The organism is Mesorhizobium sp. B3-2-1 (genome assembly GCF_006439515.1).
In the GTDB taxonomy this organism is placed as follows: Bacteria; Pseudomonadota; Alphaproteobacteria; order Rhizobiales; family Rhizobiaceae; genus Mesorhizobium.
The window spans coordinates 18481-31479 of the sequence record NZ_VFTI01000003.1 but is presented as its reverse complement, the minus strand read 5'-3'; the positions used below and the strand labels follow the sequence as shown (position 1 = coordinate 31479).

The 12999-nt window shown below is 63.0% G+C and carries 18 protein-coding genes; 8 read left to right on the top strand and 10 right to left on the bottom strand.

Annotated features, from left to right (window positions below; translation table 11 throughout):
• Positions 1–128: 128 nt before the first annotated feature.
• From FJW08_RS03800 to FJW08_RS03790, 3 genes are read left to right on the top strand one after another with little or no spacing between them, the layout of a single operon-like run.
• Entirely contained in the window at positions 129–2084 is a 1956-nt protein-coding gene (locus FJW08_RS03800) for a pilus assembly protein TadG-related protein (protein ID WP_281408424.1), read from the top strand.
• Between the two features lie 26 nt (positions 2085–2110).
• Positions 2111–2692 (top strand): TadE/TadG family type IV pilus assembly protein, encoded by a 582-nt coding sequence (locus FJW08_RS03795; protein ID WP_140808945.1) that lies wholly within the window; start codon positions 2111–2113, stop codon positions 2690–2692.
• An 11-nt stretch (positions 2693–2703) separates the two neighbouring features.
• Positions 2704–3144: a TadE/TadG family type IV pilus assembly protein gene (locus tag FJW08_RS03790; protein ID WP_224590443.1), complete on the top strand. Its 441-nt coding sequence runs from the start codon at positions 2704–2706 to the stop codon at positions 3142–3144.
• A gap of 12 nt (positions 3145–3156) precedes the next feature.
• Here FJW08_RS03790 and FJW08_RS03785 read toward each other — a convergent pair whose 3' ends face one another.
• Entirely contained in the window at positions 3157–3765 is a 609-nt protein-coding gene (locus tag FJW08_RS03785; RefSeq protein WP_140808943.1) for a TetR/AcrR family transcriptional regulator, read from the bottom strand.
• A gap of 141 nt (positions 3766–3906) precedes the next feature.
• Between FJW08_RS03785 and FJW08_RS03780 the strand changes: the two genes are divergently transcribed.
• On the top strand, positions 3907–4293 hold the full coding sequence (locus FJW08_RS03780) for a nuclear transport factor 2 family protein (protein ID WP_140808941.1): 387 nt from the start codon (positions 3907–3909) through the stop codon (positions 4291–4293).
• A 112-nt stretch (positions 4294–4405) separates the two neighbouring features.
• Here FJW08_RS03780 and FJW08_RS03775 read toward each other — a convergent pair whose 3' ends face one another.
• The 7 genes from FJW08_RS03775 to FJW08_RS03745 all read right to left on the bottom strand — a co-directional run bounded on the left by FJW08_RS03775 (position 4406) and on the right by FJW08_RS03745 (position 8044).
• A complete protein-coding gene (locus FJW08_RS03775; protein WP_140808940.1) occupies positions 4406–5017 on the bottom strand; it encodes a LysE family translocator in 612 nt (203 codons plus the stop codon).
• Between the two features lie 194 nt (positions 5018–5211).
• On the bottom strand, positions 5212–5589 hold the full coding sequence (locus FJW08_RS03770; protein ID WP_140808938.1) for a YkgJ family cysteine cluster protein: 378 nt from the start codon (positions 5587–5589) through the stop codon (positions 5212–5214).
• Positions 5590–5593: 4 nt separating this feature from the next.
• Positions 5594–5752, bottom strand: coding sequence for a hypothetical protein (locus FJW08_RS03765; RefSeq protein ID WP_140755699.1), 159 nt, complete (start codon positions 5750–5752; stop codon positions 5594–5596).
• Between the two features lies 1 nt (position 5753).
• Positions 5754–6161, bottom strand: a complete 408-nt coding sequence (locus FJW08_RS03760; protein WP_140808936.1) for a hypothetical protein — start codon at positions 6159–6161, stop codon at positions 5754–5756.
• A complete protein-coding gene (locus FJW08_RS03755; RefSeq protein ID WP_140808934.1) occupies positions 6161–6388 on the bottom strand; it encodes a hypothetical protein in 228 nt (75 codons plus the stop codon). Before FJW08_RS03755 ends, FJW08_RS03760 begins: the two co-directional genes overlap by 1 nt.
• Positions 6389–6731: 343 nt before the next feature.
• Positions 6732–6941 (bottom strand): cold-shock protein, encoded by a 210-nt coding sequence (locus tag FJW08_RS03750; RefSeq protein WP_010915421.1) that lies wholly within the window; start codon positions 6939–6941, stop codon positions 6732–6734.
• 434 nt (positions 6942–7375) lie between these two features.
• Entirely contained in the window at positions 7376–8044 is a 669-nt protein-coding gene (locus FJW08_RS03745) for a glutathione S-transferase family protein (protein ID WP_140808932.1), read from the bottom strand.
• A gap of 153 nt (positions 8045–8197) precedes the next feature.
• Here FJW08_RS03745 and FJW08_RS03740 point away from each other — a divergent pair, with 153 nt between their 5' ends.
• Positions 8198–8386, top strand: coding sequence for a CsbD family protein (locus tag FJW08_RS03740; protein WP_181182825.1), 189 nt, complete (start codon positions 8198–8200; stop codon positions 8384–8386).
• 34 nt (positions 8387–8420) lie between these two features.
• Here the strand turns inward: FJW08_RS03740 and FJW08_RS03735 are convergent, their stop codons facing one another.
• Positions 8421–9554, bottom strand: a complete 1134-nt coding sequence (locus FJW08_RS03735) for a metallophosphoesterase (RefSeq protein ID WP_140808928.1) — start codon at positions 9552–9554, stop codon at positions 8421–8423.
• Between the two features lie 112 nt (positions 9555–9666).
• On the opposite strand from FJW08_RS03735, the gene FJW08_RS03730 reads away from it, so the two are divergent.
• Positions 9667–10302 carry a hypothetical protein gene (locus tag FJW08_RS03730; protein WP_227791880.1) on the top strand — a complete coding sequence of 212 codons (636 nt, stop codon included), beginning with the start codon at positions 9667–9669 and terminating at the stop codon, positions 10300–10302.
• On the opposite strand, the gene FJW08_RS03725 is transcribed toward FJW08_RS03730, so the two are convergent.
• Positions 10283–10876, bottom strand: a complete 594-nt coding sequence (locus FJW08_RS03725) for a LysR family transcriptional regulator (RefSeq protein WP_246682196.1) — start codon at positions 10874–10876, stop codon at positions 10283–10285. The genes FJW08_RS03730 and FJW08_RS03725 overlap by 20 nt on opposite strands.
• Positions 10877–11088: 212 nt before the next feature.
• On the opposite strand from FJW08_RS03725, the gene FJW08_RS03720 reads away from it, so the two are divergent.
• Both FJW08_RS03720 and fumC read left to right on the top strand, forming a co-directional pair.
• Complete coding sequence (locus FJW08_RS03720) at positions 11089–11406, top strand: cupin domain-containing protein (RefSeq protein ID WP_348642646.1); 318 nt, start codon at positions 11089–11091, stop codon at positions 11404–11406.
• Positions 11407–11545: 139 nt separating this feature from the next.
• Positions 11546–12943, top strand: coding sequence for a class II fumarate hydratase (fumC, locus tag FJW08_RS03715; protein WP_140808926.1), 1398 nt, complete (start codon positions 11546–11548; stop codon positions 12941–12943).
• Positions 12944–12999 lie beyond the last annotated feature (56 nt).

Below are 12999 nucleotides of genomic sequence, written 5' to 3'. Positions count from 1 at the left end.
TTCAATTAAATCAGCACTTTGATCAAACGTCCCTGATCATTGTGCGATTTGTCGGACAATGATTTTTAAGACTTTCACGCCTACTAATGGGCACAGTTGAGCTCCTCGCGCGTGCAGGGTCTTCATCGATGCAAATACTTCGCCGGTTTGTGCGTAACCGTGATGGCAACGTCCTCATTATGTCAGCGCTGCTCTTGCCGGTGCTCATCGGCATGGCGGCGCTCGTCACGGAATATGGCGGCGCGCTGGTCGACCGGGCCGGCAACCAGCGCACGGCAGACCTTGCGGCCTATGCCGGCGCTCTCGCCTACAATGCGACGAAATCGACCGACCAGATGACGGCGGCCGCGGTCAATGTCGCCACGCTCAACGGCGTCCCGGCCGCCGATGTCCAGGCGGCGCTGGTCACCTCTCCCAAGACTTCCGGCATGAATGCCGTCTCGGTGTCGATCCGCACCCAGAAACAACTGCTTCTGGCGCGCGTGCTCAACGACCGCCAGCAATTGCAGATCTATGCCAATGCCGTCGCCGAACTCGGCGCCCAGGCGCAGACCCCCGGCTGCATGCTGGCGTTGGACGGCACCAAGACCGGCATCACGCTCTCGGGTGGCACCAACATCACCGCGGCCAAATGCACGGTGTCGTCGAACAACACCGTGACCGTTCCCTGCGGCACGTCCATTTCGGCGATCGGGGTGAACTACAACTCGGCGGCGCCGCCCAGCCAGCCCTGCAACGGCATCACCGGCCCGAACGGCACGGCCGCGGTGATCGCCAAGAAATCGACACCCGATCCGCTGGCCGGCAATACGGCCATTGCCGCGGCTGTCGCGCGTTTCAGCACGGTCGCGGCGATGTCGAAGCCGACGGCGCCGGCAGCGCCGGCCAACAGCACCAACATCGACTTCGCCTGGAGCCAGGGGTCCACCCAAGGTCAGGCGACCGCGCTCGGCTGCACGGCAAGCTGGGCATCCCCGACGTCGACCTGGACGCTGAATTGCGGCAGCAAGACCACGGTCAATATCGGAACAATCACCATCGGCGGCGGCATCAACCTCAACTTCGCCACCAGCGGTGCGGCAACCACCGTCTACAACATCGCCGGCGATCTCACGACCAGCGGCACCACCAATTTCGGGCCGGGCATCTACAACTTCACCAAGGGGCTGACGACCGGCGGCGGCGCCACCACGACCTTCGGCGCCGGCACCTTCAAGTTCGGCATCAGCGACAACACCTGCGGCGGCATCGCGCGCGTCAGCCTCTGCAACACCAGCAAACTCACCTTCGGCGGGCCGAGCACGTTCGAATTGCCCGGCGGGCTCAACAACACCGGCGGCGCCGTCATCACCTTCGGCTCCGGCACCTCGAACAGCTACAAGATCGGGCCCGGCGGCAACGGCGACGCCATCACGCTCGGCGGCGGCTCCACGACCATCATGGCCGACGCCACCAGCTCGGGCGTGTTCCAGGTCATCGGCAATGTGAACGGCGGCGGCGGTGGCAGTTGCTTTGTCGTGCCGGCCACGGCGCAGCACGACATCGAAGGCAATTTCATCGCCTCGGGCGCCGTCCTGCTCGGCGCCGGCGTCTATACGATCGACGGCTATTTCGCGCTTGGCGGAAGCGGTGGCGGCAGCGCCAGTTGCGGCGGCTCGACGATCAGCGTCAGCGGCGCCAACGTGACGCTGGTGCTGTCGGGCAAGGCCAAATCGAGCTCGGGAAGCTGCAACGGCTATGTCTTCTGCGTGGCGGCCGGTTACAGCAATATCGTGCTGACCGCGCCGCAGACCGGCGCCACGGCGAAGCTCGCCGTTATCGGCCCGACATCGACTTCGGTCACCGCGGGCGCCACCTTCGCCGAGGGCGGCTCCAATGCACAGATCTCCGGCGCCTTCTATTTCCCTTACGGCCCGATCATCATGAATGGTGGGTCCAGTGTTCTGGGCTCGCCATCCGATTCCAGCAAATGCCTGCAGATGATCGGCTCGCTGATCACGCTCTCAGGCGGCACGGCCGCGGCGTCGGAATGCATCGCCGCTTCCAGCTCCAGCGCCAGCAACAAAGTGAGTCTTGTCCAGTGACGATCCTGAGAGGTTTCAAAACTGTCATGGCGCACGCGTCGCGGCGGTCCGCGTTCGCCCGCTTCCTCACCCGAGAGACAGCCGGCGCTTCGGCGGTCGAGTTCGCCCTGATCAGTCCCGTGCTGATCCTGATTTTGGCTGGAATGGTGGACATCGGCGCCTCGCTGAAGGCGAAGTTCGATCTGAGCTCGGCGGTGTCGGCAGGTTCCAACTACGCGCTGCTCGGCGCCGACAAGGTCAATTCGACCGGCGGCGGCACGCTTGCCGCCAATATCACAGCGGTGGTGGCGGGCGGTCTCGGCAGCGCCGGCGGCCATGTCCAGGTCGTCATCAATAATGGCGCCACCATCGCCTACGACACCAGCGCCGCAACCGCGATCCAGAGCGGCACGGCATCCGGCGCCGACCTCTGCTACTGTCCAACCGGCTCCGCCGGCAACGTCACCTGGGGCTCATCGGTGACCTGCGGCTCGACCTGCCCGGCCGGCGGCATTGCCGGCAAGTTCGTGACGATCAGCGCCAGCCGGCCTTTCTCGCCTCTGTTCGGCGGCGTCGGCGTCGTCAAGAGCGGCACAATCACTGTCCAGGCCATGATGCAGCCGAAATGAGACCCCTTGTCTTGAAGCGCCTGACCGCGTTCATCCGCGACAGGAGCGGCGCCAACGCCGTCGAATTCGCGCTGCTGTCGGTGCCGCTGCTGCTGGTGCTGTTCGGCACGGTGGAGTTCGGCCGCATGTTCTGGACGCAACATGTGCTGCAGGATACGGCCACCGCAGGTGCGCGTTGCGTGGGCGTGCTGCAGAGCCACTGCACGCAGAATGGCGTTTACAGCGCAGCCAACACCATAAGCTACATCAGCAGCATGGCTGCCAGCGACGGCCTCGAGCTGGCCGGAACCGACATCAGCATCGACAACAACACGACCTGCTCGGGTCTCACGGGATTCACGACGGTGCGGATCTCCTACACATTCTCGACCGTGCTGCCATCCTTCCTGACCGCTTTGGCCAACGGCCCAGTGCTCGGCGCCACGGCGTGTTTCCCCAACCAAGGCGCATAATCCCGGACAGTCTCAGACGACTGCTTCGGCATGTTTTGCGCTCTTGCCAGCCAGCACGGCCTGTTCGACCAGTGCCGCAACCTCGTCGGCCACCACCTTCAGCGGCGCGCGATCCCGGGTGGCGCGAGCGATCACCATCAGCCCCTCCAGTGACGATTCGACCAGCAGCGCCAGAGCGTGCGCGCGGCGCTCGGGCACTCCCGCCAGCATGAAAGCCTCGCGCAGCAGCCCGATCCACTGTTCGAAGGCAGAGCGGCAGATCTCCGCCAGATCTGGCACGTCGTTCGGCGCATCGAGCACGACCGGCGCGACCGGGCAGCCGAGCGAGAATTCATTCTCTTCCAGCATGTGTCCCACCGACTGATAGATGTGATGGACGGCGACCGCAGGATCGCGTTCGGCGGCCAAAGCCGCGCCCAGCCGCTCGGTCACGTGGGCCACGCTGGCGCGCGTCACCTCAATGACCAGTTGGTCCTTGCCGCCCGGGAAATGGAAATAGAGCGAGCCGCGCGGCGCGGCGCTGGCACTCAAAATGTCGCTGAGCGAAGTGCCGTGATAGCCGCGCCGCCGCAAAAGCAGCGCCGTCGCCTCGATCATCCGCGTGCGCGTGTCCGTCGCCATGTCAACCCCTGTCAGGAGTGCGCATTATAGGGCTTGTCCAAAATATGACAATCGGTCTACATAATATGTAAATCGGTCTACATATTTGGAGGCGTCGGCCGGGCGTCGCCGCGGTACCACTAAAACGAAGGAGAAAATCCAGTGACCCAGGAATCGATCATCGACATCGCCACGGCCAACCGCTCCGGCGAAACGGCTGAAATCATGCGGCGCTATAACGACGTGTTCCAGCATCACGACCCCTCGGCACTCGACGAATTGGTGGCGCAGGACTGCGTGATCGAGAACACCACACCGGCGCCGGAGGGCGCGCGCCGAGCCGGTAAGGCTGCCTGCGTCGAGTTGTGGTCGGCGATCGCCACCGCACCCGGCACGCACTTCGACATCGAGGAGACTTTCGTGGCCGGCGACCGCGCCACGATCCGTTGGCGCTACTGGATGGCCGACGGCAATTCTCTGCGCGGCGTCAATCTGATGCGCGTCGCGGGTGGGCGGATCGTCGAGGCGATGGGTTACGTCAAGGGCTAATGCATGTCGCCCGGAAGTGTCCTCGGTTCCGGGACAACGACATGCATGAAATGAGAAGCTTACAGCAGGTCGGGCGAACCCTATTCGCCGCGACATGCTGTAGGCCGCGCGATCACCTGTCCGCCAGCGCCAACTTGGCGCCGAGCATGACGAAGGCGCCGGCAAACGTCCGACGCATCCAGGTCATCACCATCGGCCGCGACACGACATGGCTGCGGATCGAGGCCGCGAAGATGCCGTAGCCGACGAAGACCACGAAGGTCAAAAGCATGAACACCGAGCTGAGCTCCAGCATCTTCGACAGTGCATTCGGTTCGGTGGTGCTGACGAATTGCGGCAGGAAGGCGAAGAAGAAGATCGACAGTTTCGGATTGAGGACGTTGACGAGGATGCCGGTGGCGATCACCTTGCCGGCCGAGCGCGGCGCGACATTGTCCTCGACGCTCAGGCCGCCCTTCTCCTTCAGCGTGTTCCAGGCCATGTAGAGCAGGTAGGCGACGCCGAGATATTTCAGGGTCTCGAAGGCGACCGCACTGGTGTGCAGCAGCGCCGCAAGGCCGGTGATGGCAGCCGCCATGTGCGGTATGATGCCGAGCGTGCAGCCGAAGGCTGCGATGATCGAGGCACGTGCACCGCGCGAAAGCCCGGCGCTCAGCGTGTAGAGGACGCCGGTGCCCGGCGAAGCCACGACAATCAGCGACGTCAACAGAAATTCGATGCTCAAGATGATTTCCTCCGGCACCCTGCCTGACGCAGCCTAGCCAGCAAGCGGGGTGCGCACAAGCGACAGACACTCGCCACTACAGCATGTCGCGGCGAATAGGATTCGCCCGACCTGCTGTAAGCTTCTGATTTTATGCATGTCGTTATCCCGGAACCGAGGACACTTCCGGGCGACATGCATTAGGACGCCGCCTGTTAAGAGGTAGAAAATCCGAGCGCCCGGCGTGCCATCAGGCACTCCTCATCGCCAGGCATGCAGGCGCGGCAGACATCCGGTCGCATTTCGTAGATGGTGCAAGCGGTCGACTTGCCGACTTCGCCTGATAGGGCCGAACAGCGCACGCCGTCACAGCGCATGCCCGACAGGTCGGCCGCCACGAATTTCTCCGGGATGCGATCGAGCTGCGTGTCGTCCTCGGTGGAGAAGCGCGGCCACTCGGCCGAATAGGAACAGCAGGCGCCGCAGCTCTGGCAATCGAAGACAGCAGCGATGTCCGACGACGGCAGGCTGGTCGTGGCTGCCACGGCAAACGGCCCCGAAGCGGCAAGGTTGCGATCGGCATCCCGAGGCAAGGTGCTACTTCTTCTTGCCCGTCTTGCCCTTCGGCGCGTCGACCGGCGACTTGAACAGATCCGTCGCTGTCTCGGCTGCCTTCGGCGCAGCAGCCGGCTTGGCCGGCTTTGCGGCGGAAGCCGGTGCTGCCGGCTGGTCCTTTGCAGAGAATTTTATGGCCATGTCAGTCCTCGTCGGCGAAACGCGATGACGGTGCGCGCGGATTTCGCAAGCGGCCGATCAACGCCGAAACCGCCGTGATGTTCATTTCCTCGGGCGACCAGTTCCTGGCTTCCGCGATGTGATGCGGCGCCAGCTCACGATGCGTGCTGCCGCTATAGGCAGCATCCTGATAGGTGACCCGCTCATGGGTCTTGGCGTCTTCGCGGATATATTCGATGAGGTAGTTTGGGCACTCGGCCCGGCCGCGCACGCCGACACGCACCTGGGCATCGCCATGGGCGCGCTTGCACCGTTCGAGTTTTTCCAGCACGCGCCGGACATATTCGACCGGCTTGTCCAGGGTTTCGACCATGTCGGCGATGGTCGCATCGGCGGCGATCGGCGTTGGCGGTACGCGCTTGGTGGCCATCAGCGTTTTCCGGCGCGTTTCGGCAGCGCCGCGAGTGCTGCGGCCGCCACCATCTCGTCGGCCTCCTTCTCCAGCCGCAGCTCGCGCAAGCGCGCGGTCTTGGCTTCCCGCGCCTGGCTGACGGCATCGCGCTCGGAAATGATGCGGTTGAGCGACATCGACTGGGTTTGCGTCTTGCTGAACAGCGACGCGGCCGGATCAACGGCTGTCTTCGGATGGGCGGTCAAAATCTTTCTCCTGTCAGGAGCCTGGTGCCGATAGGGCGAGACCGGGTCTTCGGTCGGGACCTTGCACAAAGCAATGCGGCAACGGATTCAAATTGCTGGAGCGTCCCTTAGCACGTTCAGCCCAATGCGCAGCGCATTTTCGGCGGCAACAAGCGTAAAATGAAAAAGGCCAGGCACCGCCTGACCTTCCCTGGGAGCGCCGCGCATCCAACTGGATGCACAAGGCTAGCTCCTGATGGGCAGCACAAACCTTGGAAACTCAGGTCCCCATGGCCATGCGCCCGAATTCGCCGTTCACCGATGCCAGTACATCCGTGGTCACCGGGACGGCTGAATTCTTTCTTCAGGCCGCCTTCAACTGGTCGGCCGACATCTTGCCCGACTTGTTGTCGCGGACCATCTCGTAGCCGAGCTTCTGGCCCTCGACGATGTCGCGCATGCCGGCGCGTTCCACGGCCGAGATGTGGACAAAAACGTCGGCGGAGCCGTCGTCAGGCTGAATAAAACCAAAACCCTTGGTGGCGTTGAACCACTTAACTGTGCCGGTGCTCATGACGAACCCTTTCCATGGCAAATATTCGTTCGCCGTCATGCGGATGCATAACGTCGTTGTCTCGATTTTTGATGTGGGAAGTTCGTCAAAGACGCGCTCGAAAGCGCGGATAACAAAAGTCAATCAAACAAATATCGACGAATTGCTTGTAGGGCTCTTTTGGCGGCTTGTCAAATTCGGATGACCCAAGCCGTGGATTCGCCAACCGCGGGCACCGCGGCGCACCGGATACCACGCCGTGTCAACTCGAAAAAAAATCGCCGGATCCCGGAACCATCCCTGCAAACGCGCATTTTCTCCATGTCATCAGCAGTTCATGAGAGCAATCGAAAGAAAGGCTGATGGCAAAGACGCCCCCCGCGAGCTAACAGGCGCGAGGGGCGTTCTATTTGACGAGAACCATGCGCCCCATTTTCCGGAACTACGCCCCAGGCCTATTCGTCGGGGCCTGGCTCCGGCCATGTCTCCCTTGCGGCTTCGGCATACCATTGGCGCATTGCCGGTGTTGCCAGAACCGCGTCGACATAGGCCCTGGTGTCGGGCGCCAGATCGCCGCCATAGGTGTCGAAACGGGTGACGACAGGCGCGTACATGGCGTCGGCCGCGGTGAAATCGCCGAACAGGAACGGACCGCCCTTGCCGTGTCTGTCACGGCACTCGCGCCACAGCGCCTCGATGCGAGCACGCTGGACCTCGCCCTCGGCGTCGAGCGGCTTGTGAGCCTTCGGCCGGCGCAAGTTCATCGGCCAGCCATAGCGGACTTCGCGAAACCCGGAATGCATCTCGGTCGCCGCCGAACGCGCCAGCGCCCGGGCGCCGACATCGGCTGGCCACAGCTTTTTCTCGGGAAAGAGATCGGCGAGATATTCAAGGATGGCAAGGGTTTCCCAGACGATCCTGCCACCGTGATTCACCGGCTTGTGAATCAGAACGGGCACCTGACCGGTCGGCGACACTTTCGCCAGATTGGCAAAAGTCTCGGGCGTGCGCAGCCGCACCAAGACCTCCTCGAACGATATCTCCAGCTGCCGCATCGCCACCCAGGGCCTGAGCGACCAGGACGAAAAGCACTTGTTGCCGATATAGAGCGTGAATTCCGACATCTGTCCCCCTTTGCGGCCTCTCTCCTTGCGGAGTGCGCTTGCCGGACCCTAGCCTGCCGGCCGCCGAAAGGCACCTGTTTTGCCGACACAGGCAGCGGCTGCTGGAACCGAAGCCGTGCCGGCTCGTTTGCCCAGGCGGACCAAACCCGGGAGATGCGAAAAATGGTGAACAAGGATCAGGTCGCCGGCGTGGCAAAGCAGGTGAAAGGCTCCATCAAGCAGGCGGCCGGCAAGGCGACCGGCAACAGACAGGCGCAGGCCGAAGGCATGGCCGACAAAGCCACCGGAAAGGTGCAGAAGGCCTATGGCGACGTGAAGGACAAGACCAAGAAAGCGCTTTGACCGCTGTGAAAAAGGCCGCGTCGAGCGGCCCTTTTCACGTCTTCAGCGACTTGCTGAAGGCGTTGGTGAAAATCACGTCGCCATGGTCGTCGCCGGCCTCACCCAACACGACGTCCAGGCTGTCTTCGGTGACACGTGCCAGAGCGAAGCCGCCCATATAGGCGGCTTTCGGCTTGAAGAGGTCGAGGCCGTCGCGTTGATAGATCATCGGCACCTCATGTTGATGACCGTGGAAGACGGCAACGACATTGTAGCCCTTCAGGGCCGCCAGCAATGCCTGACGGTCCGCATCGCTCCACCAATGCGATGCTCCCTTGCCGCCCTCGTCGAATACTCTCTTGACGGGGTCCCATCGCTCCATCGAAAAACTGTCCCAGCCATAGTGCTGGAACAGGACGACTGGGCGGCCGTCCGCCGCATAGGTCGCCAGATCCTGCTTGAGCCAGGGCAGGCTGTTGTCGGCGCCATGGCCGGTATCGCCGGCGAAGCGATGGGTCTGCACCAGATGCAGGCCACCCCAGTCCCATGAATAGCAGTCGGTGTCGACGTCGTAGCTGGTGGCCGGCACCGGGGGCTTGAAGAACACCCCGGCACGATGATTGACCTCGACATAATCGCGCATTTCGCGCCGATACCAGTCGACATGATGCGGCGGACCGTTCTGATCGAGATCATGATTACCGAGCCCGACATAAACCGGAACATGCACGCGGTCGGGACCCATGCCTTGCTGATAGCGCTGGCTGAACTGCAGAAGTTGGGTGCCTTCGCTGGGCTCGGTGATCTGGCCGCCGCCATCGTCTGTCATGTCACCGCCGACGACAAGGCCGAGTGGCGTGCCGATGCGGCCGCCGGCCGTCCGCAGGCCCGTGGCGATGCCGTTGATCTCGGCCGGCCAATCCTTGTCACCGATGGCGTTCAACGCCGCGACGTTGCGCAGCAGCGCCGCGTCCGTCTTGCCTTCCCGCTGGCAATTGGGGCTCAAGCCGCTTGCCATGCGGCAGGCATGGACATCGGCAACGAACAGGAAGGTGGCGTCGACAGGCTGGATGCGCTGCCCGGTCTGACCGAGCGCCCGGCGTGAAAGCGCACCGGCCGCGGCGAGACCGGCGGCCCGCACCAGAAAACCGCGGCGCGAGAGCAATGGGGACGAAGGGCGATTCATCATCGGGGAATTTCAGCATGGAGAGCGGGCGGCAGTAAAGTTCAGCCCGTGCCATTGCGATCGCCGCATGAAAGGAGCCGCCCTATCGTCATCGACAGCACGACAGGCGTCTGCCATGTCTAGGGGCATCCAGATCAAGCTCTATGGCAAGGGGAAGGCCATGAAGACCCTATCGGCTGGCATATCAGCGATCCTGTTCACCGCCGGCGCCGCGCATGGTGGCCCGTGCGTCGACGCGAAATCGGCGAGGAATGGCTTTGTCCTGGCAAGGCCCGGTATCCAAAGCGAATTTCGGCCAGCGGCAGGCGGGATGATCTCCGTCACCAACACTTACGAGCAGCAATCACCGCAGAAGCAGTTCCTGTATGCCGGCCTGATCGAGGTTTTTCGCGACAGCGAGACCGGTCGGCTGGCAATGATTCCGTTTTCCGATCTGCGAAAACTGTTTCCGCTGAAGGCTGGAGCCAAGAGCACGATCGAGTTCGTCGAACTGTCGCCGAGCAAGCAGCCGAAGGCCACCAAGACGCTGACGCTGGCCGTCAAGGGCAAGGAGACCTTCAGCCTGGGCGACTGCAAATACAATGTGCTCGCCGTCAAGGAAACTTTCAAGAACGGAGCCGGAGAGACACTCGACGCCTTCACCGCGCTCTATTCGCCCGATCTGCAGGCCGCCCTCGCCCGGCGCTACGATGAAGGCACCAGCGCGGAATCGGTGAACGGTTACGAGACGATCAAGCCATTGGCCGAGTAGGAACCGGCCTTCCGCGCTCGTCGGGGCGTCGACGGAAAAGCTGGGCTGTAGCCTGCCTCAAGTGCTGCCGAACCGCCGCAGCACCCTGCGACGTCGTCTCACCCCCGGATCGCGGACGCTCGAGTGCAGCGTCGATTTCATCGTCCTGGAGCAACCTCGAAACGTCGCCGCGCGCGCTGTCCAGAAAGCGGAACGACACACCGGGCGCCACCGCCGCGATGCGCGCCGCCAGCGGCGGCATCAGCAGCATGGAGAAGAAATCCGCGCCCATGAAGGTGAAGGTTCGCTCCAACCCGGCGGGATCGAAGTCCTTCCCAGTCTGGAAAACGCGTTCGATCTCGCGCAGTGCCGCGCGCACCGGCTCCGCCAGGCTTTCGGCGCGCGGGGTCGGCACTATGTCGTTGCCGTGCCGCACGAACAGCTGGTCGTTGAGGACATGACGCAGGCGATTGAGCGCCGCGCTCACTGCGGGCTGGCTCAGCCCGATCTGCTCGCCGGCGCGCGTCACGCTTCGTTCGCGCAAAAGCGCATCGAGCACCCTGACCAGATTGAGGTCGAGCGCATTTAAATTCATGGCATCAATCCGCCCCATACGATCATTCGATTTCCATCGCTCGCCAATCCTTGGTCAGGTAGCCGCAGACGCCGCTCGGTCGGCACCGCCAGCACAAGGGAGCGCTGTCATGACAATGATCAACAGGACCATCGCAGGCAAGGAACTCTTCTGGTTCAACAACACATTGGTTGCCATTCGGATTTCGTCGGCGGAGGGCGAGGACGGCATCTGTGTCGTCGAGCACCGCATGCCCCAATGGCGATTCTCCGCCACTGCATGTGCATCGGCACGAGGACGAGGTGTTTCATGTCCTGGAGGGACAGCTGCGCTTTCGGATCGACGGCCACGACCAGATCGCCGGTCCTGGCGAAACCATCATCGCGCCGAAAGGTCTGCCGCACACATACAGGGCCGAATCCCCAGAAGGCGCGCGCACTCTGACCATCACGCGCGGCTCCGATTTCGAGACGATGCTGCGCCAGACCAGCCGTCCCGCCGAACAGCCGGAACTGCCGTCGCTGTCGGAGCCGATGCCGGAGATGATCTGAGAATACGAAGCTGCCCATCCCCAACTGGGCGGGGGAGCATCTTCAACCGATTTGCACCTTCAGCGTCCGCAATCTCTGCTTGAAGCCGTTTGTGCAACGCGATACGCCCTTGCGCAAATCGACAGACCGGAGATTTCCCGTGAGCGCTGAAAAAACCAGAACCGAAACCGATACGTTCGGTCCCATCGAGGTCGCCGCCGACCGGTATTGGGGCGCGCAGGCGCAGCGTTCGCTGGGAAACTTCAAGATCGGCTGGGAAAAGCAGCCGGCTTCGATCGTGCGCGCGCTGGGTATCGTCAAGCGGGCGGCGGCGGAGGCCAATATGGAGCTCAAGCGGCTCGATCCGGCCATCGGCAAGGCGATCATCGAGGCCGCGCAAGAGGTCATCGACGGCAAGCTCAACGACCATTTCCCGCTGGTGGTCTGGCAGACCGGCTCCGGCACGCAGTCCAACATGAATGCCAACGAGGTGATCTCGAACCGCGCGATCGAGATGCTGGGCGGCGTCATGGGTTCGAAAAAGCCGGTGCACCCCAACGACCACGTCAATATGAGCCAGTCGTCGAACGATACCTATCCGACGGCCATGCACATCGCCTGCGCCGAGCGGATCATACATGACCTGATCCCAGCGCTGCACCACCTGCACAAGGCGCTCGCCGCCAAGAGCCGGGACTTCAATCACATCATCAAGATCGGCCGCACCCACACGCAGGATGCCACGCCGCTGACGCTGGGCCAGGAATTCTCCGGCTACGCGGCGCAGGTCGCCTCCTCGATCAAGCGTATCGAAATGACGCTGCCCGGCCTGCAGGAACTGGCGCAAGGCGGTACCGCAGTCGGCACCGGCCTCAACGCTCCAATCGGCTTCGCCGAGCGGGTGGCAGATCGCATCGCGGCCATCACCGGCATCGCTTTCGTCACCGCGCCGAACAAGTTCGAAGCGCTCGCCGCCCATGATTCCATGGTGTTCTCGCATGGCGCCATCAACGCGGCCGCCGCCGCACTGTTCAAGGTCGCCAACGACATTCGCTTCCTCGGCTCCGGGCCGCGCTCAGGCCTCGGCGAATTGTCGCTGCCGGAAAACGAACCCGGCTCCTCGATCATGCCGGGCAAGGTCAACCCGACCCAGTGCGAGGCGATGACGCAGGTCTGCGTGCAGGTGTTCGGCAACAATGCGGCGCTGACCTTCGCCGGCAGCCAGGGCCATTTCGAGCTCAATGTCTACAATCCGCTGATGGCGTATAATTTCCTGCAGTCGGTGCAGTTGCTGGCCGATGCATCGGTCTCGTTCACCGACAATTGCGTCGTCGGCATCGAGGCGCGAGAGGACAACATCAAGGCGGCCCTCGACCGTTCGCTGATGCTGGTCACGGCGCTTGCGCCAACCATCGGCTACGACAACGCCGCCAAGATCGCCAAGACCGCGCACAAGAAGGGCACGACATTGCGCGAGGAAGCACTCGCCACCGGACTGGTCAGCGAGGCCGACTATGACCGCCTGGTGCGGCCGGAGGACATGACCCATCCGGGGTGAAGCGATTCCAGGAAAAGTGCAAAGCGGTTTTCCGGCCGGAATTGCGTCAGATCACG

What these genes read in the sequence shown, in the direction of transcription:
- FJW08_RS03745 (WP_140808932.1), bottom strand. Translation starts at nt 8,044, where the DNA reads ATGTCGGAATTCACGCTCTATATCGGCAACAAGTGCTTTTCGTCCTGG.
- FJW08_RS03735 (WP_140808928.1), bottom strand. Translation starts at nt 9,554, where the DNA reads ATGATGAATCGCCCTTCGTCCCCATTGCTCTCGCGCCGCGGTTTTCTG.
- FJW08_RS03760 (WP_140808936.1), bottom strand. Translation starts at nt 6,161, where the DNA reads ATGGCCACCAAGCGCGTACCGCCAACGCCGATCGCCGCCGATGCGACC.
- FJW08_RS03730 (WP_227791880.1), top strand. Translation starts at nt 9,667, where the DNA reads ATGTCTAGGGGCATCCAGATCAAGCTCTATGGCAAGGGGAAGGCCATG.
- FJW08_RS03765 (WP_140755699.1), bottom strand. Translation starts at nt 5,752, where the DNA reads ATGGCCATAAAATTCTCTGCAAAGGACCAGCCGGCAGCACCGGCTTCC.
- FJW08_RS03750 (WP_010915421.1), bottom strand. Translation starts at nt 6,941, where the DNA reads ATGAGCACCGGCACAGTTAAGTGGTTCAACGCCACCAAGGGTTTTGGT.
- FJW08_RS03740 (WP_181182825.1), top strand. Translation starts at nt 8,198, where the DNA reads ATGCGAAAAATGGTGAACAAGGATCAGGTCGCCGGCGTGGCAAAGCAG.
- FJW08_RS03785 (WP_140808943.1), bottom strand. Translation starts at nt 3,765, where the DNA reads ATGGCGACGGACACGCGCACGCGGATGATCGAGGCGACGGCGCTGCTT.
- FJW08_RS03725 (WP_246682196.1), bottom strand. Translation starts at nt 10,876, where the DNA reads ATGAATTTAAATGCGCTCGACCTCAATCTGGTCAGGGTGCTCGATGCG.
- FJW08_RS03795 (WP_140808945.1), top strand. Translation starts at nt 2,111, where the DNA reads ATGGCGCACGCGTCGCGGCGGTCCGCGTTCGCCCGCTTCCTCACCCGA.
- FJW08_RS03800 (WP_281408424.1), top strand. Translation starts at nt 129, where the DNA reads ATGCAAATACTTCGCCGGTTTGTGCGTAACCGTGATGGCAACGTCCTC.